We start from the raw sequence: 21,161 nt of genomic DNA, 5'->3' as shown, positions 1-21,161 counted from the left end.
CCGCTGGCATCGCGATGCGCGGCCACCGTCGCTGTCGCGCTCGCTACAACCCGATCCGCTCGGCCAGCCGCACCAGTTCGGCGAGCGAGCCGGCCTTCATCTTGCGCATCGCCTGGCCGCGCCGCACCTTCACCGTGATCTCGCTGAGCTGCAGCCGCGCGGCGACCTGCTTGTTCAGCAGCCCCTGCACCACCAGCCGGGTCACCTCCTGCTCGCCCGGGGTCAGCGTCGCCCAGCGGCCGCGCAGTTCGGCCAGCGCGGCCTCGCGCTGGCGGCGCTCGCGGTCGCGGGCGATGCCGTGCTGGATCGCGTCGAGCAGGTCCTGGTCGCGGAACGGCTTGGTCAGGAACTCGATCGCGCCGTTCTTCATCGCTTCCACGCTCATCGCGATGTCGCCGTGGCCGGTGATGAAAATGGTCGGCAGGTTCAGCCCGGTCTCGAGCAGTTGCCGGTGGAATTCCATGCCGCTCTGCCCGGGCATGCGGATGTCCAGCACCATGCAGCTGGGCGCGTCGGCCAGCGGGTGCTGCAGGAATTCGCGGCTGGAGCCGAACGCGTGCACCTGCAGGTCCACCGAGGCGAACAGGTCTTCCAGCGCGGCGCGGATCGAGGCGTCGTCGTCGATCAGATACACCACCGGGCGCTGTTCGGACAGCGGCAGGTTCATGGGCGAGCTCCTGGTTTTGCGATCGGCAGGCACACGCCGAACACCGCGCCGCAGGGGCTGCGCGGCGCGGCCCAGATGCGCCCGCCGCTGGCTTCGATGATGCTGCGGCTGATGCTCAGACCGATCCCGATGCCGTCGGGCTTGGTGGTCCAGAACGCGTCGAACAGGCGCGCCTGCGCCTCGGCCGACAGGCCGACGCCGGCATCGGCCACGGTCAGCCGCACCGAACCCGCATCCTCCTGCGCGGTGCCGATGAGGATCGACCGCGCCTCGGCCGGCGTGTCCGCCATCGCCTCCATCGCGTTCAACAACAGATTCACCACCACCTGCTGGCTCTGCACCCGGTCGGCCAGTACCGGCGGCAGCGCCGGCGCCAGTTCCACCCGCACCGCGATGGCGTTGCGCTCCAGTTCGCCGCGCGACAGCGCCAGCACGTCCAGCACCGCGGCGTTGAGGTCGAATGCGCTCTTGCGCGGCGCCTCGCCCTTGCTGAGGCTGCGGATCCGCGCGATCACCTCGCTGGCGCGGTTGGCGTCGTCGAGGATCCGCTGCAACGCCGCCTGCGCCCGCTCCAGGTTCGGCGGCTGCTGGCCGAGCCAGCGCTGGCAGGCATTGCCGCTGGTGACGATCGCGGCCAGCGGCTGGTTGACCTCGTGCGCGATCGAGGCGGTCAGGCTGCCCAGGCTGCGCGCGCGGGCCAGGCGCAGCAGCTGCGCCTGCGCGGCGTGCGCGGCCGCCTTGGCGCGTTCCATCTGCACCGCGATGGACGTGGTCACCGCCACCACCACGATGCTGATGGCCGAGTTGATCACCCCCACCCGGTACGCGCCGGCGGAGCTGAGCTGGAAGCTGAGCACGATCAGCACGATGCACGCGCCGGCGAGCAGCAGCATGCCCATGCGGGTGAGCAACCGCACCGCGAACAGGATCACCACCGTGTAGAACAACGCGGCGGCCACCCCGTAGTCGGTCAGCGTATCGGCGGCGAAGATCGCGCCCAGCGCCAGCAGCAGCGCCGCCAGCGCGAGCAGGCGGCGATGCGGCGAGGGCGAGGTGAAGCAGCGGGTCATCGGCGTCATGGCGGTGGGCGAATGCGGGTGCGGGGCCGGGCGATCAGCCTTCGGCCCCGGCGTTCCAGAACGCCTGTTGTACACCGGGTTCGCCTTCCAGGTGCTGGATCACCGTATCCAGCTCTTCGGCGCGCACCGCGGTCGCGTACAGCGTCGCGGCGATCTCCACGTCGTGCTGGCCGAACGGATGCTGGTCCACCTCGCGCGCCGGGTAGTGGGCGGTTTCCAGCAGCTCGATCAGCCGCTCGCGCACCTCGCCGTGCACGCCGCGGGCGCAGATCACGTAGAACACGTAGGTCGCCTCGATCGAGGATTCCTCCAGCGGCCGGCGGTTGATCCGGTTCACCACCGGGCGCAGCAAGGTGTTGCTGAGCAGCACGAACAGCGCCGCCAGCACCGCCTCGGCGACCAGCCCGGCGCCGGCGCAGGCGCCGACCGCGCCCGACCCCCACAGCGTGGCCGCGGTGTTCAGGCCGGTGACGTTGGCGCCTTCCTTCATGATCGCGCCGGCACCGAGGAAGCCGATGCCGGAGACCACGTAGGCCACCACCTGCACCGCGCCCTGGGTACCGCCATGGATTTCGAACAGGCGGTCGCCGAGCGAGACGAAGATGGCCGCGCCGACCGCGACCAGGGTGTTGGTGCGCAGGCCGGCGGTGCGCTGCCGCACCTGCCGCTCGAAGCCGATGAGCGCGCCCAGCGCGAAAGCGGTGGACAGGCTCACCAGGGTGTCGAGCAGCGAGTCGAGATTGAACAGGCGCAGCGCTTCCATCAGCGCGGCGACCGGTGGCGGAGCGGAGGGGTCATCGCAATGCCTGCGGAGATGTCGGACGACAGGGACCGGGCATGATGCGGTAGATGCGTGGCAATCGCGCGTCGCAGCGCCGCCACCGAATCCGACCACCACTCCAGCATCCTCTGCCGCCAGCCCGGCAGCATCGCCACGGCGGGACCGGGCTGGCACAGGCGCCGCCGCGCTGGCCGCGACAGACGCACCAGCACGCGGATGCGGTCCTCGCCCGGCAGCAACGACAGCGCATCGGCGAGCACGCGCCCGGGGAAGCCGGACAAGGCCTTGGCAAACGCGCGCACGCCATGGGCGGCGAGCAGCTGGCACAGGATATCGGCGCGGTGCATGGCCACCGCCGCGCGCAGCGCGCGTTGCAGGGTGCGTTGGAAACGGGACGTGTACAGCAGCATGAGAAGCTCCTTCCGGCGCGCTGCCGGAAGGGGCGCCTCACCCTTGCGGATGGGCGGACGTCTCCGGGGCGGGACCGGGCAAGCGGGAAAAGGACAGCGCAGGCGGGAGCGTGGCGATGGCGCCACGCGGATGCGGGTCGGGGTCCATGGCGGTCTCCTGATGAGGGCGGAACGTGCGCGGTTGCGGCGTCGGCGGCGGACGCAGGCGTTGCGGGCGTGGACGCGGCGGCGGCATTGGCGCTGCGACAAGACACGGCGTCCGCACGCCGCCAACGCGGGCGAAAGTGGGGACGCACGAGGTCTTGCCGCGCTGGCCGGGCTGCAGCTTCGCGACGCGGCAAAGCTTGGCATACGTGGCCTGGCGACGGCCACCGCGCATGCGGCGCTTTTTCATGGCCATGCGCATCGCCCGCCTATACCAACGTATCGCCATGGGCAAAGGCAGCGCCGCGGCGGCGCGCGCTGCGCAGGAACGGTTACGGCATGCCGTTGCGGCCGTGCGCCAGAAAGCCCGGGCGTGCCGACAGGCGTTCGTAGTACGCCGCCACCGCCGGCAGCGGCGGCCGCTGCATCGGCGTGGCCATCCAGCGCTGGGTGGACAGGCCGAGCACGATGTCGGCCAGGGTGAAGTCCGCGCCCGCCGCATAGGCGCCGGTGCGCTGCAGCTGCGCGTCGAGAATGCCCATGTGTCGGTGCCAGCCGGCCACGCCCTGCGCCAGCGCCTGCGCATCGCGATGCGCGGGGCTGTCGCGGACCAGCGCCATGAACGCGTAGCGCCAGGCGTTGTTGAGTTCGGTGGCCTGCCAGTCCATCCACTGCTCGACCGTTGCCCGCGCCTGCGGCGCGGTCGGCAGCAGGTCCGCACGCTGCTGGCGTGCCGCCAGGTAGCGGCAGATGCTGTTGGACTCCCACAGCACGAAGTCGCCGTCGCGCAGCACCGGCACCAGCGCGTTCGGGTTCAATGCGCGGAACGCCGGCGTGTCCACCGCGGCGAAGCCGGTACCGTAGGGCAGCTGCTCGATCTGCAGCTCCAGTTCCGCGCACAGCCACAGCACCTTGCGCACGTTGATCGAGGACGATTTGCCGTAGAGGGTGAGCATGGAAATCCGGGCCAGGTTGGAGCGATCGAGCCTGCATCAGTACGTCGCCCTGTGCAATGCAGCCGCAGCGCGGTCGCCGAGATGGCGCGTACCGTGGCGCGCCTGGCTTGCACCATCGGCAGGCCCTCCGCGCAGGCACGGCAGTGCGAAGGTCGCCGCATGGCGCAGCGCCTTAGACGCGGCCGGCTACACTGGCGGCATGCAAACCGATCCCCATTTCCTGATCCTGGCCGGCCTGCTGTGCGCCGTGCTCGTGCTGCTGCTGGCGTTGTTGCTGCGCCGGACCAACCACACGGCGCTGGAGCAGGCCCTGCGCGAGGAACAGCGCGGCGGCCGCGGCGAACTGCGCGAGCAGCTCGACAGCCTGGCGCGGCAGCAGGATGCGCGCAGCGAAGGCTTCGCCCGCCATCTCGCCGACCTGTCCACCCGCACCGACCAGCGCCTGGACCTGCTGCGCGAGGCGCTGACCGAAGACGCGCGGCGCGGCCGGGTCGAGGCCGGCGAGGCGCAGCAACGCGTGGCCGAACTGCTCAACCAGCGCCTGGTCGAAATGCGCAGCCAGCTCGACGCCTTCGGCCAGCAGCAGGACGCGCGCATGCTGCACTTCGGCCAGCAGCAGAGCGAGCTGATCGCGCGCATCGACGCGCACCTGACCGCGCTGCGCGAGACCCTGGTCGAGGATGCGCGCAAGGGCCGCCTGGAAGGCGCCGAGTCGCAGCAGCGCTTCGCCGACACGCTCGGCCAGCGGCTCAACGAACTGATCCAGCGCAACGAGCAGCGCATCGGCGAGATGCGCAGCACCCTGGAAGAGCGTTTGAAGGAACTGCAGGCCGACAACGCGGCCAAGCTCGAGCAGATGCGCGGCACCGTCGACGAGAAGCTGCAGACCACCCTCAACACGCGCCTGGACGCCTCGTTCAAGCTGGTCTCCGAACGGCTCGAGCAGGTCCAGCGCGGGCTGGGCGAGATGCAGCAGCTGGCCACCGGCGTCGGCGATCTCAAGCGCGTGCTGAGCAACGTCAAGAACCGCGGCGGCTGGGGCGAAGTGCAGCTGGAGAACATCCTCGAGCAGACCCTGACCCAGGAACAGTATGCGCACGGCGTGCGGGTGCGCCCGGAGCGCAACGAGGCGGTCGATTTCGCGGTGCGCCTGCCCGGCCGCGGCCACGAGGACACGCCGGTGTGGCTGCCGATCGATGCCAAGTTCCCGCGCGAGGACTACGAGCGGCTGCTCGACGCGCAGGAACAGGGCGATGCGGACCAGGTGCTGGCGATGGGCGCGCAGCTGGAGCGCGCGATCCGGGTGCAGGCCAAGTCGATCAGCGACAAGTACATCGCGCCGCCGCACACCACCGATTTCGCGGTGATGTTCCTGCCCACCGAGGGCCTGTACGCCGAAACCCTGCGCCGGCCCGGCCTGGCCGACCTGCTGCAGCGCGAGCACCGCATCGTCATCGCCGGCCCCACCACCGTCACCGCGCTGCTCAACAGCCTGCAGATGGGCTTCCGCACGCTGGCCATCGAGAAGCGCTCCAGCGAAGTGTGGGGCGTGCTGGCCGCGGTCAAGAGCGAGTTCGGCAAGTTCGCCGGCATCCTGGAAAAGGCCGAGAAGCAGATCAGCACCGTCGGCAAGAGCCTGGGCGATGCCAGCCGCAAGACCCGCACCATCGAGCGCCGCCTGCGCGGGGTGGAGACGCTGGCCGACGCGCAGTTCACCCCGCTGCTCGATCTCGAGTTGCCCATCGCCGATGCCGAGGCGGACGAGGATCCGGCGCGCGACGAGCAGGAATAGGCGGTATCGGGCACGCCACACACCTCGCCGCGCTGCTTCGAGTTGCCCATCGCCGATACCGGCGACGAGATCTCACGCGCCAGGACAAGAAAGCGGCGCTATCGCGCACGCCCATGCACCCGCTCGCCACAGGCGCATTGCGATACTGCGCGCCGAAACCTGGCCGAATGGAGACGCCGATGTCGATGCGATGGTGCATGCCCCTGTTGTCCTGCCTGCTGCTGGCTGCCTGCAGTAGCGGTCCACGCCCGCAGGCGACCCCCGCGGCATCCGCGCCGCAGGCGGGCGGCGACGGCGCCGCTGCGGCCGACGCCGCGGCGTGCACGGCGCAGGGCGGCAGCCTGCGCCCGCTCGGCCGGCGCGGACTGCTCAAGTGCGTGATCCCGTTCGCCGATGCCGGCAAGACGTGCAGCGACAAGAGCCAGTGCCGCGGCGACTGCCTGGCGGTCACGCCGGTGCCCACCGGCGCCGCCGCGCAGGGCGTATGCCAGCGCGACATCAGCGAGAACTACGGCTGCCGGCAGGCCGTGCAAGGCGGCGTGGGCGGATCGCAGGTCTGCATCGACTGAGGGCGGCGCGCGCTCCAGCGCCGAGCGGGGCGCGCTGGGTCTGCCGTCACCAACCCGCAGGGCCGCTCCTGCGCGCGGGGCAGCGTCATGACTGCGGCTTGGACGCATGCGCGCTTCCTGCCCCGTGGACGGACAGGAGCGGTGCGGCTTGCTTGGATAAAGGACACGCCCAGGTCGCGGCGCGATAGCCGCTGCGCGGCCAGGCGCCTATGCTTGCGCTCCATCTTGTTGCAGGAGTCGCACGTGAACCAATCGATCTACGACATCCCGTTGACCACCATCGACGGCCAGCCCGCTTCGCTGGCCGCGCATCGCGGCAAGGTGCTGCTGGTCGTCAACGTCGCCTCCAAGTGCGGCCTGACCAAGCAGTACGAAGGGCTGGAAGCGCTGTACCGCGAAAAGCACGCCGCCGGGCTGGACGTGCTCGGTTTCCCGGCCAACGACTTCAAGGGCCAGGAGCCGGGCAGCGAGGCGGAGATCCAGCAGTTCTGCCAGCTCACCTACGACGTGACCTTCCCGATGTTCGCCAAGATCGCGGTCACCGGCGAGGCCACGCATCCGCTGTACCGCGCGCTGATCCAGGCGCAGCCGCACACCGAGGGCGAAGGCCCGATGCGCGAGAAGCTGGTCGGCTATGGCATCGAGCCCAATCCGGCGCCGGGCGTGCTGTGGAACTTCGAGAAGTTCCTGGTCGGCCGCGATGGCCAGGTGCTGGGCCGCTTCGCCCCGGACGTGACCGCCGAGGACCCGCGCCTGCGCACGGCGCTCGAGGCGGCGCTGGCCGCCTAAACGCCCGCGGTGTCCGCAGCCTGCTGGATGCCGCAGGCGCTGCTGGCTATCCGGATGCACTGCAGGAGGGGCTTCAGCTCCGACAATTCGCCGAGCGCGTAACGATTCCTGGCTCCGTTCGTCGCGGCTGAAGCCGCTCCTACAGGAGCGCGGCTGGCTTGCCGAGTGCACGATAGGAGGGACGCTGGTCATCGGTTCCGGGATCGACGGAGGTCGGAGCTGCTTCCATGCGTTCATCGCTTCGGAAGGCCGAACGCATTCGGAGTCGTCTCACGGCGGCCGTCAGGGCATTACAGCCAGCGATCTGATGCGAAGGCGTCCCGATGGTCGCCGCGATGGCGCTCAGTCTGCTGCGGTTCCTGCCGGCACTTTCGTCGCCGCCGTCTTTGCCTTTGCAGTTGCAGTTGCTTTGGCATTGCTGTTGCTTTTGACTTTCCGGGTTCCCTTCCGCAGCGGCGGATGGACCGGGGAAAAACCCGAAGGGCGGCGCACATGGATGTGCGCCGTTCGCGGCAGGGGCAGGATGCCCCTTCCGCGAATCCCCGGTGCATCCGCGGACCCGGAGCGCGCAGCGCGGAGGGCGCTCGGCAGGGCGCGCTTTCTTTTGGTTACTTTTCTTTGCGCGAGCAAAGAAAAGTGACCCGCCCCAGGGCGGAAGCCTTTGCTTCGGCGTTTGTTTGCTTCGGCGTTTGTTTTTGTAGGAGCGGCTTCAGCCGCGACTGGTTCTGTCAGGAAGGCGTCGCGGCTGAAGCAGCTCCTACAAAGATTCTTCCACCGCACAGTAAGAGCAGCAGCAACAGCTTTCGCCTTACGGCGGGTCACTTTTCTTTGCTTGTGCAAAGAAAATTAACCAAAAGAGGCGCTTTACCACAGCCGAAGGCTGGTCAAGCACACCCCGCAGCGCGCCTTCCGCGCTGCGCGCTCCAGGTCCGCAGGCCCGACGGGCATTTTTCGATGGCACTTGTCCGCTACGCGGCCAAGCCCGGGGCAGGCGCCTCGCGGCGCCTGCCCGTTCGCCGGGGCGAAGCAGTGCTTCGCCTTTATCCGGCTCACCCATGTGCCAACGAAAAACGTCGCGCATCCTGCGCGCCGCCCTTCGGGTATTCGCCCGCCGGACCTGCCGCGCTGAGGGGACCCGGTAGATCAAAAGCAGAGCAACAGCAACAGCAACAGCAGGAGCAACAGCAGGAGCAACAGCAGGAGCAACAGCAAGTACGTTGGGGTGCGGGACATTCGTCGTGCCCATCGCGTGCTGCGCTACGTGGCGTGCACCAATAACCGCTTGCGAGCGCGATGTTCCTACCTTGGCGGTGGCAGGAAAAATCCAGCCACAAAAAACCCGGCCGAAGCCGGGTTTCTTCAGGGTCGCCCGAATCGGCGCGACTCAGCGGCTGCCGCCGCGCCATTCCGGGATCGGCATCGCGTCCACCGGGACGGTCGGATTGGTCTCTTCCTCGCGCAGATAGTCGGGCAGGTCGTTGTCCTGGCGCTTGTTGTGGCTGCGCAGGTCGCCTTCGATCTGGTAGGCACGGCGCTGCATCCACGCGTCGCGGGTCAGCTGGTACTCGTCCGGCGCGTTGTCGCGCATGCTGTCCAGCGACAGCAACTGCGCGCGCGTATCCACCAACTGCAGGCCCTGCAGGCCGATGCGCACGGTGTCTTCCTCGATCTGCCGCAGCGGCGACAGCGGCGCGTCGCCGGCCAGGCCGAACACGTCGCGGACCGTGCGCGGCCCGAACAGCGGCAGCTCCACGTAACGCGAACGGCGCCAGCCCCAGGCGCCCAGGGTCTGGCCGAAGTCCTCGCTGCGCCGCGGCAGCTTGGCGTCGCTGGCCGGGTCGAAGATGCCGCCGATGCCCAGCGTACTGTTCATCACGAACCGGCCCAGGGTCTGCCCGGCCTGCAGCGGACGGCCCTGCAGCAGCTGATTGACCATGGTCAGCGGCGAGCTGAGGTTGTCGAAGAAGTTGGTGACGCCCAGCCGCACCGGCCGCGGCACCACGTTGACGTAGGCGCGCGCCAGCGGCCGCGCCACGGTGCGGTCGACCACGTTGTTGAACTTGTGCACCTTGCGGTTGAACTTCTCCCACGGATCGTAGCTCTGCGGCACGGCGACGCCGGCCGGCAGGGTCGGATCGGCCACCGGGTTGTACGGGTCGCCGCCGTACAGCGCGGCGTAGTCGTCTTCGGCCGTGGTGGCTGCGCCAGCGGTCGGCGGCACGCTCGCCGGTGCGGCCAGCGTGTCGCCGGCGACGGCGGCCGGCGCGGCCTGCGCATCGGCCGCTGGCGCCGCGTCCATGGCGCCGCTATCGGCCACGGCCGCGTCGGCCGGCGTGGCCGGCACCGCGGTCGCGGCCGGCGGCGGCGGGGAACGCTTGGGGGCGCCGGCGCAGGCGCCCAGGGCGGCGGCCAGGGCCAGGGAAGTGAGGATACGCAGCACGTTCATGGGGTCAGCTCGCCGCCAGGGGAGATTGGAAATCCAGGGTCGGCGCCAGCCGGTAGGCGGCGCTCAATTCGGTCAGGCCGGCCGGGGCGCCATGGATGGCGACCTCGGCCTGGCCCTGCGCACGCAGGCGTGCGGCCAGTTCGGCGAGCAGCGCCAGGCCGGCGCTGTCCACCTGCGCCACCTCGCGCAGGTCCAGCGCGCGCGCGCCGGCCAGCAGCGGCAGCGCCGCCGGCCACAGCGCGGTGGCCGCGGCGCGGTCGAGCACGCCGCTCAGCGCGAGCGTGTCGCCGTCGCGACGCAGGCGTGGCTCACTTGCCACTGTTGCTCGCCGGTGCCACCTGCAGCGCGCCGTTGCGCAGATCGGCCGCGACCTGCGGGATCGACTTGGTGCGCAGCGGCGTGTCGAACTGGTTGCGGAAGGTCTGCACGTACGACACGCCTTCCACCATCACGTCGAAGATCTTCCAGCTGCCGCCGACGTTGCGCACCAGGTAATCGACCGGGATCGGGTCGCCGCCGCTGCGCAGCAGTTCGGTGGAGACCTTGGCGCCGCGGCCGCCCGGCAGCGGGGTTTCCGACTTCACCCGCACCTGCGGCTTGCCTTCGAAGGTCAGCAGCGAGGTGCCGTAGCGCTGCATCAAGTTGTCGGCCATCGCGTCGGCGAACAGCTTGACGTCGGCATCGGAGGCGCCGCGGCCGTGCACGCCGAGCACCAGGCGCGCGGCGTAGTCGCGGTCGAAGGACTTGTTCATCTCGCTGTCGATGAACTGCTTGAGCGCGGCGTTGTTGTTCTTGAACTCGGCGCGGCGCTGTTCCAGCGTGGTCAGGATGCGGGTGCTGTTGTCGAGCACGACCTTGCTGGCCGAACCCTGCTGGGCGGCGGCAGCGGCAGGCGCGGCCTGGGCCAGCGCGATGGCGGGTGCGGCGGCGGCCAGGGCGGCGGCGAGAGCGGCGGAAAGCAGTTTGTTGGTCATGGCTTGGGTTCCGTTTCCGTAGAGGGAGTGGCGGTGTTCGCGGAGGATGCGGCAGCGGGCGTCGCGCCGGCGTTACCGCCGCTGCCGCTGCCGCCGCCGAACATGTACTTGCCGACCAGCTGGATCAGGTCCACCGCCGGCTGGGTGAAGGCGATCTCCTGGCCGGGCTTGAGCGTGTCGGGGTCGCCGCCGGGCTGCAGGCCGACATAGCTCTCGCCGAGCAGGCCGCTGGTGAGGATGCCGGCCGAGGTGTCGGCCGGCAGGTCCTTGTAGCGGTCGTCGATGGCCAGGGTCACCACCGAGTCGAACTTGGCCGGGTCCAGCTCGATCTTGGCCACCTGGCCGATGATCACCCCGCCGATCTTCACCGGCGCCTGCTGGCGCAGCTGGCCGATCTGCGAGAAACGGGCGGTCAGCTCGTAGCGCCCGCCGCCGAAGCCCCACTGGCGGTTGGTGGAAGCGAGCGCCAGCACCAGCAGCGAGGCCAGACCCAGCAGCAGGAAGGCGCCGACGGCGAACTCGAGACGGGGACCACGGATAGCCATAACGTGTCTACCTTGTTGATTCATCTGGGCCGCGGCGACAGTGCCGCGGCCGGTGTTGCGCAAGCGCCCGCCGGCGAGGGCGGAGGGTGGCGCGCGGTCCCTACTGGAACAGCAGCGCCGACAGGACGAAATTGAACATCAGCACCAGCAGCGAGGCGTTCACCACCGCGCGGGTGGTGGCCACCGAGGTGCCCTCGATGGTCGGCTCGGCGTGGAAGCCCACATACGAGGCCACCAGCGCCGCGGTGCCGCCGAACACCGCCGACTTCAGCATCGCCACGCCGAAGTCGTCCCAGAAATCCACGCTGCTCGACAGCGCCGACCAGAACGTGCCCTTGTCCAGGCCCAGCACGTGCACCGCTTCGAAGTAACTGGCGCTGATCGCCAGCGAGCAGAAGATGCCGGTCAGCAGCGGCACGGTCAGCACCGCCGCCCAGAAGCGCGGCGCCACCGCCTTGGCCACCGGGTCGATCGCCATCAGCTCCAGCGCCTTGATCTGGTCGGTGGCGCGCATCAGCCCCAGTTCGGCGGCGATCGAGCTGCCGGCGCGGCCGATGAACAGCAGCGCGGTCAGCACCGGCGCCAGCTCGCGGTACAGCGACAGCCCCAGCAGCGTGGACAGCGCATCGGAGGCGCCGTAGGTCTGCAGCGTGCGGTAGCCCTGCAGGGTCAGCACCAGGCCGACGAAGGCGCCGCCGACGGCGATGATCGGCAGCGAGCGCGCGCCGACCTTGTAGATCTCGCGGACCAGTTCGGCCAGGAAATCGCGGGTCGGCAGCGAACCGCGCAGCACGGTGATCGAGAACAGCCCGGCGCGGCCCAGCGCACGGATCGAGGCGACGGCGCCCATCAGGCGGCACTCCGCGGGCGCGCCGGCGCATCGAACGGGATCGGGCCGTCCGGGCGGCCGTGCAGGAACTGCTGCAGCAGCGGATCGGCGCTGGCCTGCAACGCGTCCGGGGTGCCGGCGAAGACCACGCCGCCATTGGCGATGGCCACCGCCTGGTCGCAGATCGGCAGGGTCTCGTGAACGTGGTGGCTGACGATGATGCTGGTCAGGCCGAGGGTGTCGTTGAGGCGTTGGATCAGGCTCATGATCACCCCGGAGGCGATCGGGTCCAGGCCGGTCAGCGGTTCGTCGTAGATCATCAGCGGCGGGTCCAGGGCCAGCGCGCGGGCCAGCGCCACGCGCCGCGCCATGCCGCCGGACAGCTCGCGCGGCCAGGCGTCGGCGGCGGCGAGCAGGCCCACCGCATGCAGCTTCAGCGCCACCAGCCGTTGCAGTACCGGCTCGGGCAGGCGGGTGTGGGCGCGCAGCGGCAGCGCCACGTTCTCGGCCACGCTCAGGTCGGTGAGCAGGCCGTTGCCCTGCAGCAGCACGCCGATGCTCTTGCGCGTCTCGCGCAGCGCGCGGCTGCCGCGCGGCAAGGGCTGGCCGAAGACCTCGACCGTGCCTGCGACCGGCACCAGCTCGCCGGTCAGCGCCGCCAACAGGGTCGACTTGCCGCTGCCCGACGGGCCGAGCACGGCGGTGATGCTGCCGCGCGGCACCACCAGCGAGACATCGCGCAGGATCGCGCGGCCGCCACGGTCGATGCGCACGCCCAACAGCTGCACCACATTGGATTCGGAAGACGCCATCGCGGCCTTTAACGAAAAATCAACACAGGATTGAACCAGTCCGCTGAACTTAACCGAACTGGGCCGTGCAGTATTGTCGCATCCGTGAAGCCCGTGTGCGCGTGGTCCGGGGATGCCGTACATGCAACAGCGTGTATTGGGCCTGGGGCTGTCCGGTTTGCCGGTGCGGGTGACACAGCGCCGGCGGCTCCGGCGCGGGTGTCCGCAGGCCTTGCGATCACGCGTCGCGGCAGGAACCGCATGGCCGTCGCCGCCGCCGCTGCGCGCGGTCCGGTGCCGCTCAAGCCAGGCCGCCTCCATCGCCGAATCGCTGGATCCGGGTGCCGTCGCGGTACCGGTCTTGTATGCAGTGCCGGGTCGCGCCACGATGCAGGGCGGCGATGGCGCCGCGACAGGGAGTCGTGCATGGAATTGCTGACGTTGGAACATTTCGCCGGGAGCGTGAACGAGACCTTCGCGGCGGAGTTGAACGAGGGCGAGATTTCGTTCGTGCTGGTCGAGGCGCGGCCGTTGCCGGCCAAACCAGCCGCGTTGCGTGCGCCGTTCTCGCTGCTGTTCCGCAATACCTCCTCGTTCCTGTTCCCGCAGCAGACCTACCGGATGCGGCACGCGCGGCTGGGCGAACTGGGGATCTTCCTGGTGCCGGTGGCGCGCGAACGCGACGGCTTCCTGTACCAGGCGGTCTTCAACTGAGCGCCGGCGCCGCACAGGCGGCGCGCCAATGCATCTCCAGGTGGGTGTCGCTGGCGTCGCCGGCGACGAAGCCCAGTCGCGCATACAGGCGCTGCGCGTCGGGATTGGCATGCAGCACGTGCAGCGACAGCGCGCATCCGGCCGCGGCCGCCAGCGCTTGCGCCTGCGCGATCAGCGCCGTGCCCACGCCTTGCCCGCGCCAGGCCGGCAACAGGCTGATATCGACCAGCACGTGTTGCGCCGCGCCGCGCTGCAGGTAGAGCCTGCCCAGCGGCGCCTGCGCGGTTTCCACGATCAGGAAGTCTGCGTCGGCGAAGTGGCGCAGGTAGTGCGCGTGCTGCAGCGCGAACTGCTGGTCGAGGAACGCGCGCTTGGCCGTTTCCGGCCATGGCACTGCCGCCAGCTCCGCGCTGCGGGTGCTGGCGTACAGGTCGCGCAGCCAGGGCAGGTCCGCCGCCCGCGCCGGTCGCAGACCGAGGCCACGCGTTTGCAACGCCGCCGACGGGGCGAAGGAAACAGCGCGGTCCGGAAAGTCCGGCGCCTGCGCGGCGGCGCTAGCGCTCATCTGCGTCTCAGTTGAACGCCGGGTAGTTGCCCTGCAGCGCGATGCAGAAGTTCACCGCCAGATAGGGCTGCCGGTTCTCGTGCGCCAGGCCGGTGCCGGTGGGCAACAGCATGGTCGGGGAGAATTGCTTGTCCGGCGCGACCGCCAGGAACGGACGCTCGGTATTCACGTTCAGCGATGAGAGGGCGACACCGTTGGCCGGTGTGCCGGTCTTCTTGGTCGCGTCCGATTGCGAGAACGCGTTGACGCCGTGCTGGTGTAGCGGGATCTGCGTGCTCAGCAGGCTTTCCGAGGCGGAGCCGAAGTCGCTGCCCAGCGTGTGCGGGGTCAGCCCCGGCCCCGCGCCCTGCTGGCAGCCGGCGCGCGCGGAGAAGTTGGGCAACTGGAAGGTGCTGCTGCCGTTGCCGCCATAGGCCACGCCGAGCAGGGAGTACAGCGTGGTGTTCTGCGTGATCGGTAGCGTGGCGCCATTGCAGAACGCCCAGCCGTAGGGGTTGTAGTCGAAGCCGAACAGCTGGATTTCGCCGATATAGGGTTCGGTCATGAGCGGATTCCTCCGATGGAGCGGATGCGTGCCGCAGCCATGTCGGCGCGGCGCATGGGGTCAGGCCTGTTGCGGGAAGATGCCGGTGGTGGCGATGCAGTACTGCACCGTCAGCGTCGGCATGATGTTGTCGTGCGGCTGGTTGCCGCCGGTGAACGAGGTGCTCTGCCCGGACATTGCCAGCGTGGTGGAGCCGGTGGTGTCGCTTGCGTAGAACAGGCTGCCGTTGACCGTGCCCGGCAGCAGACCGGCTGGCGCGGTGGCGGTCGCTGCCGCGGTGGTGGCCTGGGCGGTGTGCGTGTGCGCCGGCATCTGCAGGTCGGTCAACGTCACCGTCTCGGTGCCGGCGCGCTGGGCGAGTACGTAGTTGCTCAGGCCCGGTCCCTGACCCTGGTGGATCGGCACGCGGCCGCGCAGATCAGGCACGCCGAACGTGCTGGTGCCGTTGCCGCCGTAAACGGTGCCGAGCAGGACGTACAACGGTTCGTATTCGGAGATCTGCAGCAGCGAGCCGTCGCATGCCTGCCAGCCCTGGGGAGTGCGGCCGAAGCCGAACATGCGGATTTCGCCGATGAAGGGAGTGCCCATGAAATTCTTCCTGGTCGATGAGGCGCCCTGCGCAAGGCTGCGTGCGCTGCGCGCGCCCGGATGCGGATGCGCCTAGCTGCGCGAAGGGAAGATGCCGGACAGCGCGATGCAGAAATTGATCGTGGTGTACGGCTGCAGGTTCGGATGCGCCTGGCTGCCGCCGCTGTTGGCGACCGTGGACTGCGACAGCGGCACCATTGCGCCGGGCGCGGCATACAACGCATGCGGGGTCCCGGTATTCATGCTGTTGTTCGCGAACAGGCGGCCGGTCGGCGTGCGGTTGTCGCCATTGGCGCTGCTGCAATCCATCAGATGGGTATGCGCGGGAAGGTTGTCGACCACCAGCGTTACCGTCTCCGCACCGGCGGCCTGGCCCATCGGCATTGCAGGCGGCTGCCAACTCGGATCGGCCGAGGGCCCGTAGCCCATCGGTGTGCGCCCGCGCATGTCCGGCAATGCGAAATTGGTCTTGCCGTCGCCGCCGAAGCGCGTGCTGAGCAGACTGAACAGGGCCTGGTTTTGATTGATCGGCAGCAATTGCCCGTTGCACTGCGCAAAATACTTCGGCGCAAACGCGAAACCGGTCAGCATGATCTGACCGATGAAGAACTCGCTCATGCGGATCTCCCCCCGGAGTTGGTAACGCCAGACCTCGTGTCTGACGCGAGAATACTTAAGCACGACGCTGGCGACATGCAAGCGACGATTTCGCTGAACCAGACAGACATGACGCATTTGTTGCTTTACGTGGCGGATCACTTGTTGTTTCAATAGCCGCGCAACGCGCGTGCCGATCCTTGCTGGATCGATATTCCGCGTCGTCCGAGGCACCAGGATGGCTGCCAGCGCCCATGGGGTGGCGCGTTTTGGGGGAATCGAAATATGTCTACGAATTGCACCGCGTTGGGCGGCGTGCGCCCGCTGTTGCGTTGGATGCTGGGGTTGTTGCTGCTGGCGACATCTCACGTCGCGCTGGCGGCCTATTGCACAAGCCCGAAAAGCGCCACCATCAACTCCGGTAGCTCGGTGACCTTCGATGTCAGCGACTGCGACGGTCCTTCCAATACCGGTATGACCGATGACGGCGTGCCGCCTGCGCATGGCAGCTACGTCCTCAGCGGACAGTCTGGTCCGGGCACGCAAACGGTGACCTATACCAACAATGGCGACGGTGCGACCTCGGACTCGTTCTACCTGCTGGACGAGGACAACAACCAGGTCGTCTTCAACATCACCATCAATCCTGCGATCAGCGCCAGCATCGCGGTTTCGCCGTCCAGCGCCAACGAAGACAGCGGCACCGTCTTCACCTACACGGTGACCCTGAGCCAGACCAGCAGCTCGGCGACCACGGTGAACCTCACCCGCAGCGGCACCGCCACCAGCGGCACCGACTACACGGGTGCGGTGACCAGCGTCGTGGTCCCCGCCAATACCGCTTCGGTCAGCTTCAATGTCACCCCGGTCGCCGACACCACGGTGGAGGCCGACGAGACGGTCGTGTTCAGTGTGGCCAGCGGCAGCGGCTATGGCATCGGCAATCCGTCCAGCGCGACCGCGACCATCCTCAACGACGACCTGCCCACCGCGTCGATCACGGTGTCCCCCTCCAGCGTATCCGAGGACGGCGCCACCAATCTCACCTACACCGTCAGCCTCGACCAGGCCGCGCAGAGCGCGGTGTCGGTCGCCTTCAGCGTCGGCGGCACCGCCACCTCGGGTACCGACTACGCGGCCGTGAGTTCGCCGCTGGTGATCGCCGCCGGCCAGACCAGCGGCACCATCACCATCAATCCCACCCTCGACACCACCGTCGAACCCGACGAGACGGTAGTGATCAGCCTCAATGCCGGAACCGGTTACACGGTCGGTTCGCCGTCCAGTGCCACTGGCACCATCACCAACGACGATCAGCCTGTGCTGAACATCAACAACGTGTCGGTGAACGAGGGCAATGCCGGCACCACCAATGCCACCTTCACCGTCTCGCTCGACCAGCCGGCTGGCACCGGCGGCGTCAGCTTCGACATCGCCACCGCCGACGGCACCGCCACCGCGGGCGTGGACTACGTCGCCGCCAGCCTGACCGGGCAGACCATCCCCGCCGGCAGCAGCAGCGCGACCTTCACCGTGCTGGTCAACGGCGACACGCTCAACGAACCCAACGAGACCTTCTTCGTCAACGTCAGCAACGTCACCGGCGCCACCGTCGCCGATGCGCAGGGCCAGGGCACCATCGTCAACGACGATGCGCAGCCGGCGTTGTCGATCGACGACGTCAGCGTCAACGAAGGCAACAGCGGCACCACCACGGCCACCTTCACGGTGAGCCTGAGTGCGGCCAGCGGCCAGACCGTGTCGGTCAACTACGCCACCGCCGACGGCACCGCCACCGCCGGCAGCGACTACGTCGCGCGCTCCGGGACGCTGACCTTCGCGCCGGGCGTCACCGCGCAGGGCGTGGCCATCACCGTCAACGGCGACACCGCGGTCGAACCCAACGAAACCTTCAGCGTCGGCCTGTCCGGCGCCAGCAACGCGAGCATCGCCCGCGCCACCGGCACCGGTACCATCCTCAACGACGATGCGGTGGTGACGGTCAGTCCGGCATCGCTGCCGGCGGCGACCGCAGGCAGTGCCTACAGCCAGACCCTGAGCGCCAGCGGCGGCACTGCGCCGTACAGCTTCGCCGTCAGCGCCGGTACGTTGCCGGTCGGAGTGCAGTTGAGCCCGGGCGGCGTGCTGTCCGGCACCCCGACGTCCAGCGGCAGCTTCAACTTCACCGCGACCGCCACCGACAGCGGCGGCAGCCCCACCAGCGGCAGCCGCGCCTACACGCTGACCGTGGCCAGCCCGACGATCACCCTGCCGGCCACCACCCTGGCCGGCGGCACCGCCGGCCAGGCGTATACGGCCGCGATCAACCCGGCGACCGGCGGCATCGCGCCGTACACCTACACGCTCAGCGCCGGCGCGTTGCCGGCCGGCGTCACCGTCAACAGCGCGACCGGTGCGCTCAGCGGTACGCCGACGGTGGCCGGCAATTTCAACTTCAGCCTGACCGCGACCGACAGCACTACCGGCACCGCCGGGCAGGCGAGCCAGAGCTACAGCCTGAGCATCGTGTCGCCGACGCTGGCCATCGCGCCGCCGACCTTGCCGGCCGGCGCCATCGGCACGGCCTACAGCCAGACCCTGAGCACCAGCGGCGGCACCGCGCCGTACGGCTACGTGATCAGCGCCGGTGTAGCGCCGACGGGCCTGACCCTGACCACGGGCGGCGTGCTGTCCGGCACCCCGACCGTGGCCGGCAACTTCGCCTTCACCATCAGCGTCACCGACGCGCACGGCTTCGGCGCCGCGCAGGCCTATACGCTGTCGATCGCCTCGCCGACGCTGACCATCGCGCCGCCGACGCTGCCGGCCGGCGCCATCGGCACCGCGTATAGCCAGACCCTGAGCGCGAGCGGCGGCACCACGCCGTACAGCTACGCGATCAGCGCCGGCGCGCTGCCGACCGGGCTGACCCTGACCGCGGGCGGCGCGCTGTCCGGCACCCCGACCGTGGCCGGCAGCTTCGCCTTCACCGTGACCGCGACCGACAGCACGGCCGGCGTGGCCGCGCAGGCGAGCCGCAGCTACACATTGAGCATCGCTTCGCCGACGCTGACCATCACCCCGCCGACCTTGCCCGCCGGCATCGCCGGCACCGCGTACAGTCAGACCCTGAGCGCGAGCGGGGGCACCGCGCCGTACAGCTACACGATCAGCGCCGGCGCGCTGCCGGCCGGGCTGACCCTGACCACGGGCGGCGCGCTGTCCGGCACTCCGACCGTGGCCGGCAGCTTCGCCTTCACCGTGACCGCGACCGACAGCACGGCCGGCGTGGCCGCACAGGTGAGCTACGCCTACACCTTGAGCGTCGCCGCGCCGACGCTGGTCATCGCGCCGCCGACGCTGGCCGCTGGCACGGTGGGCACCGGCTACAGCCAGACCCTGAGCGCCAGTGGCGGCACTGCGCCGTACAGCTACAGAGTCAGCGCCGGCACGCTGCCGGCCGGCCTCACCCTGACCGCCGCCGGCGTGCTCGCGGGCACGCCGACCGCCGCCGGCAACGCCGCCTTCACCGTCAGCGCGACCGACGCGCATGGCTTCGGCGCCGCGCAGGCCTACACCCTGGCGATCGCTGCGGCGGTGCCGGCACCGGTGGCGGTGAACGACACTGGCGGCACGCTGGTCGATACCGCGCTGACGCTGGCGGTGACCGGCAACGACACCGGCAGCATCGACACGATCGCGGTGACCACCGCGCCGACCCACGGCACCGCGGTGGTCAGTGGCGTGCAGTTGGTCTACACGCCGGCGGCCGGCTATGTCGGCGCCGACACCCTGAGCTATACCGCCACCGGTGCCGGCGGCACGTCGGCGCCGGCCACGGTCACCATCACCGTCAATGCGCGCCCGGTTGCGGTCTCGGCGACGGCGCAGGCGGTACCCGGCGAAGCGCAAACGGTCGACCTGACCCGCAACGCGACCGGCGGGCCATTCGTGGCCGCCGCGCTGGTGGCGATCATGCCGGCCAATGCCGGTAGCGCGACCATCACCCGCAGCGGCGGTGCGGCGGCGGCGGGCGTTCCGACCGCGGCGGCGGCCGATGGCCCCAGTTTCGTGATGACCTTCACCCCGAACCCGGCGTTCTCCGGCCAGGCCACGGTGCGCTTCACCCTGTCCAACGCGTATGCGACGTCGGCCGAAGCGGCCATCGTGTTCGTCGTCGCGCCGCGTCCGGATCCGAGCCTGGATGCGGAAGTGCGTGGCCTGATCGATGCGCAGGCCGAATCGACCCGGCGCTTCGCCAAGGCGCAGATCGACAACTTCCAGCGCCGGCTGGAGGCGACCCATCGCGGCGATCGCGGCTTCGACAACAACCTGAGCTTCCAGTCCACCTCGCGGTCGCATTGCCGCGAAGCCGAGCGTGGTATGGGCGCACAGCCGTGCAGCCAGCCGACCTGGGATGCGGATACCGACACCGGCGATGCGGCGGCGGCGCCGTCGACCGGCAAGACCGCGGTCAACGGCGAACTCGGCCTGTGGGTGGGCGGTGCGATCCGCTCCGGCAGCCTGGACAAGCAGAGCCAGCGTGCCGGCGTGGACTTCCAGACTGACGGCCTGAGCATGGGCGCCGACTACCGCGCGTCGGATGCGCTGGCGCTGGGTGCGGGCGTGGGCTGGGGCCGCGACGACAGCGATGTCGGCAACAACGGCAGCCGCAGCAAGGCCACCGCGTACACGCTGGCGCTGTATGCCAGCTTCCACCCGGGCCGGCATTTCTTCTTCGACACGTTGGTCGGCTACCAGCTGCTGTCCTACGACCTGCGCCGCTACGTGACCGGCAACGGCGAACTGGCCGAAGGCCGCCGCGACGGCAGCCAGTGGATCGGCTCGGTGTCCACCGGCGCCGACCTGCAGCATGGCGATTGGCAGATCACGCCGTATGCCCGCGTGGACATGGCCCGCGCCACGCTGGACGCGTACAGCGAAGCGGCGATGGCGCCGTACGCGCTGCACTACGCGGACATGGACGTGTCCACCACCACCGGCAACCTCGGCCTGCGCCTGGAGTGGCGTCGCGAGACGAGCTGGGGTCAGTTCACCCCGCAGCTGCGCGTGGAATACCAGCGCGACTTCCAGGGCCGCGGCGACGCCACGCTGAGCTATGCCGACATCGTCGACGCTGGCCTGCTGTACCGCACCGGGCTGAGCGTGTTCGATCGCAACCGGCTGATGCTGGGGCTGGGCGCGGTGTTCACCACCGAGCAGGGCCTGTCCACCCGTGTCGAATACCGCGGCGTCACCGACGGCGACAGCGGCAACGACCAGACCTGGATGTTCAACGTCGAGAAGAAGTACTGACCTATAGCCCCTCTCCACCGGGAGAGGGGTTGGGGTGAGGGTCCGGCGCGAAGCGTCTCGCGGAG

20 protein-coding genes and 1 pseudogene are annotated in these 21,161 nt (G+C 69.6%); 6 read left to right on the top strand and 15 right to left on the bottom strand.

Annotation, left to right across the window (positions count from 1 at the left end):
- Nucleotides 1-43: 43 nt before the first annotated feature.
- The 5 genes from JR064_RS11170 to JR064_RS11150 form a co-directional block, all read right to left on the bottom strand.
- Nucleotides 44-655 (bottom strand): response regulator transcription factor, encoded by a 612-nt coding sequence (locus tag JR064_RS11170; protein WP_179570563.1) that lies wholly within the window; start codon nt 653-655, stop codon nt 44-46.
- 8 nt (nt 656-663) lie between these two features.
- Nucleotides 664-1,737, bottom strand: a complete 1,074-nt coding sequence (locus JR064_RS11165) for a sensor histidine kinase (RefSeq protein WP_425510295.1) — start codon at nt 1,735-1,737, stop codon at nt 664-666.
- Between the two features lie 43 nt (nt 1,738-1,780).
- A complete protein-coding gene (locus JR064_RS11160) occupies nt 1,781-2,509 on the bottom strand; it encodes an MgtC/SapB family protein (RefSeq protein WP_206229763.1) in 729 nt (242 codons plus the stop codon).
- Nucleotides 2,509-2,937: a hypothetical protein gene (locus tag JR064_RS11155; protein WP_191826389.1), complete on the bottom strand. Its 429-nt coding sequence runs from the start codon at nt 2,935-2,937 to the stop codon at nt 2,509-2,511. Before JR064_RS11155 ends, JR064_RS11160 begins: the two co-directional genes overlap by 1 nt.
- A 476-nt stretch (nt 2,938-3,413) precedes the next feature.
- Entirely contained in the window at nt 3,414-4,037 is a 624-nt protein-coding gene (locus JR064_RS11150) for a glutathione S-transferase family protein (protein WP_206229762.1), read from the bottom strand.
- 199 nt (nt 4,038-4,236) lie between these two features.
- On the opposite strand from JR064_RS11150, the gene JR064_RS11145 reads away from it, so the two are divergent.
- The 3 genes from JR064_RS11145 to JR064_RS11135 all read left to right on the top strand — a co-directional run bounded on the left by JR064_RS11145 (nt 4,237) and on the right by JR064_RS11135 (nt 7,187).
- Nucleotides 4,237-5,829: a DNA recombination protein RmuC gene (locus tag JR064_RS11145; RefSeq protein ID WP_206229761.1), complete on the top strand. Its 1,593-nt coding sequence runs from the start codon at nt 4,237-4,239 to the stop codon at nt 5,827-5,829.
- Nucleotides 5,830-6,008: 179 nt separating this feature from the next.
- Complete coding sequence (locus JR064_RS11140) at nt 6,009-6,398, top strand: hypothetical protein (RefSeq protein WP_206229760.1); 390 nt, start codon at nt 6,009-6,011, stop codon at nt 6,396-6,398.
- A 243-nt stretch (nt 6,399-6,641) separates the two neighbouring features.
- Entirely contained in the window at nt 6,642-7,187 is a 546-nt protein-coding gene (locus JR064_RS11135) for a glutathione peroxidase (RefSeq protein WP_206229759.1), read from the top strand.
- A 1,384-nt stretch (nt 7,188-8,571) separates the two neighbouring features.
- On the opposite strand, the gene JR064_RS11130 is transcribed toward JR064_RS11135, so the two are convergent.
- The 6 genes from JR064_RS11130 to JR064_RS11105 all read right to left on the bottom strand — a co-directional run bounded on the left by JR064_RS11130 (nt 8,572) and on the right by JR064_RS11105 (nt 12,793).
- Nucleotides 8,572-9,633 (bottom strand): MlaA family lipoprotein, encoded by a 1,062-nt coding sequence (locus JR064_RS11130; RefSeq protein ID WP_206229758.1) that lies wholly within the window; start codon nt 9,631-9,633, stop codon nt 8,572-8,574.
- Nucleotides 9,634-9,637: 4 nt separating this feature from the next.
- The gene (locus tag JR064_RS11125; protein ID WP_179570474.1) at nt 9,638-9,952 is read right to left on the bottom strand and encodes an STAS domain-containing protein; all 315 of its coding nucleotides are present in this window, start codon (nt 9,950-9,952) and stop codon (nt 9,638-9,640) included.
- Nucleotides 9,942-10,607, bottom strand: a complete 666-nt coding sequence (locus JR064_RS11120; RefSeq protein ID WP_191826395.1) for an MlaC/ttg2D family ABC transporter substrate-binding protein — start codon at nt 10,605-10,607, stop codon at nt 9,942-9,944. The genes JR064_RS11125 and JR064_RS11120 overlap by 11 nt, the downstream gene beginning before the upstream one ends.
- On the bottom strand, nt 10,604-11,152 hold the full coding sequence (gene mlaD / locus JR064_RS11115; RefSeq protein WP_004425475.1) for an outer membrane lipid asymmetry maintenance protein MlaD: 549 nt from the start codon (nt 11,150-11,152) through the stop codon (nt 10,604-10,606). The genes JR064_RS11120 and mlaD overlap by 4 nt, the downstream gene beginning before the upstream one ends.
- Before the next feature lie 100 nt (nt 11,153-11,252).
- Complete coding sequence (locus tag JR064_RS11110; protein ID WP_003466288.1) at nt 11,253-12,002, bottom strand: MlaE family lipid ABC transporter permease subunit; 750 nt, start codon at nt 12,000-12,002, stop codon at nt 11,253-11,255.
- Nucleotides 12,002-12,793 (bottom strand): ABC transporter ATP-binding protein, encoded by a 792-nt coding sequence (locus JR064_RS11105; protein ID WP_206229757.1) that lies wholly within the window; start codon nt 12,791-12,793, stop codon nt 12,002-12,004. Before JR064_RS11105 ends, JR064_RS11110 begins: the two co-directional genes overlap by 1 nt.
- A gap of 405 nt (nt 12,794-13,198) precedes the next feature.
- Here JR064_RS11105 and JR064_RS11100 point away from each other — a divergent pair, with 405 nt between their 5' ends.
- Complete coding sequence (locus JR064_RS11100; protein ID WP_206229756.1) at nt 13,199-13,486, top strand: DUF6916 family protein; 288 nt, start codon at nt 13,199-13,201, stop codon at nt 13,484-13,486.
- Here JR064_RS11100 and JR064_RS11095 read toward each other — a convergent pair.
- The 4 genes from JR064_RS11095 to JR064_RS11080 form a co-directional block, all read right to left on the bottom strand.
- Entirely contained in the window at nt 13,479-14,051 is a 573-nt protein-coding gene (locus JR064_RS11095; RefSeq protein ID WP_206229755.1) for a GNAT family N-acetyltransferase, read from the bottom strand. The two genes, JR064_RS11100 and JR064_RS11095, sit on opposite strands and share 8 nt — an antisense overlap.
- A 7-nt stretch (nt 14,052-14,058) precedes the next feature.
- Nucleotides 14,059-14,595 carry a phage tail protein gene (locus JR064_RS11090; protein ID WP_206229754.1) on the bottom strand — a complete coding sequence of 179 codons (537 nt, stop codon included), beginning with the start codon at nt 14,593-14,595 and terminating at the stop codon, nt 14,059-14,061.
- A 60-nt stretch (nt 14,596-14,655) separates the two neighbouring features.
- Nucleotides 14,656-15,183, bottom strand: a complete 528-nt coding sequence (locus tag JR064_RS11085; RefSeq protein ID WP_206229753.1) for a phage tail protein — start codon at nt 15,181-15,183, stop codon at nt 14,656-14,658.
- 72 nt (nt 15,184-15,255) lie between these two features.
- On the bottom strand, nt 15,256-15,801 hold the full coding sequence (locus JR064_RS11080; protein ID WP_206229803.1) for a phage tail protein: 546 nt from the start codon (nt 15,799-15,801) through the stop codon (nt 15,256-15,258).
- Nucleotides 15,802-16,065: 264 nt separating this feature from the next.
- Here JR064_RS11080 and JR064_RS23395 point away from each other — a divergent pair.
- Together JR064_RS23395 and JR064_RS23390 are read left to right on the top strand one after the other, a co-directional pair.
- Nucleotides 16,066-19,116, top strand: a pseudogene (locus tag JR064_RS23395) (beta strand repeat-containing protein); the annotation flags it as partial.
- Nucleotides 19,099-21,096, top strand: coding sequence for an autotransporter domain-containing protein (locus tag JR064_RS23390; protein WP_425510294.1), 1,998 nt, complete (start codon nt 19,099-19,101; stop codon nt 21,094-21,096). The pseudogene JR064_RS23395 and the gene JR064_RS23390, both read left to right, overlap by 18 nt.
- Nucleotides 21,097-21,161: the final 65 nt, after the last annotated feature.

Origin of the sequence: Xanthomonas bonasiae (genome assembly GCF_017163705.1) — a bacterium.
GTDB classification, from domain to species: Bacteria; Pseudomonadota; Gammaproteobacteria; order Xanthomonadales; family Xanthomonadaceae; genus Xanthomonas_A; species Xanthomonas_A bonasiae.
This window is presented reverse-complemented; position numbering and strand designations above follow the sequence as displayed.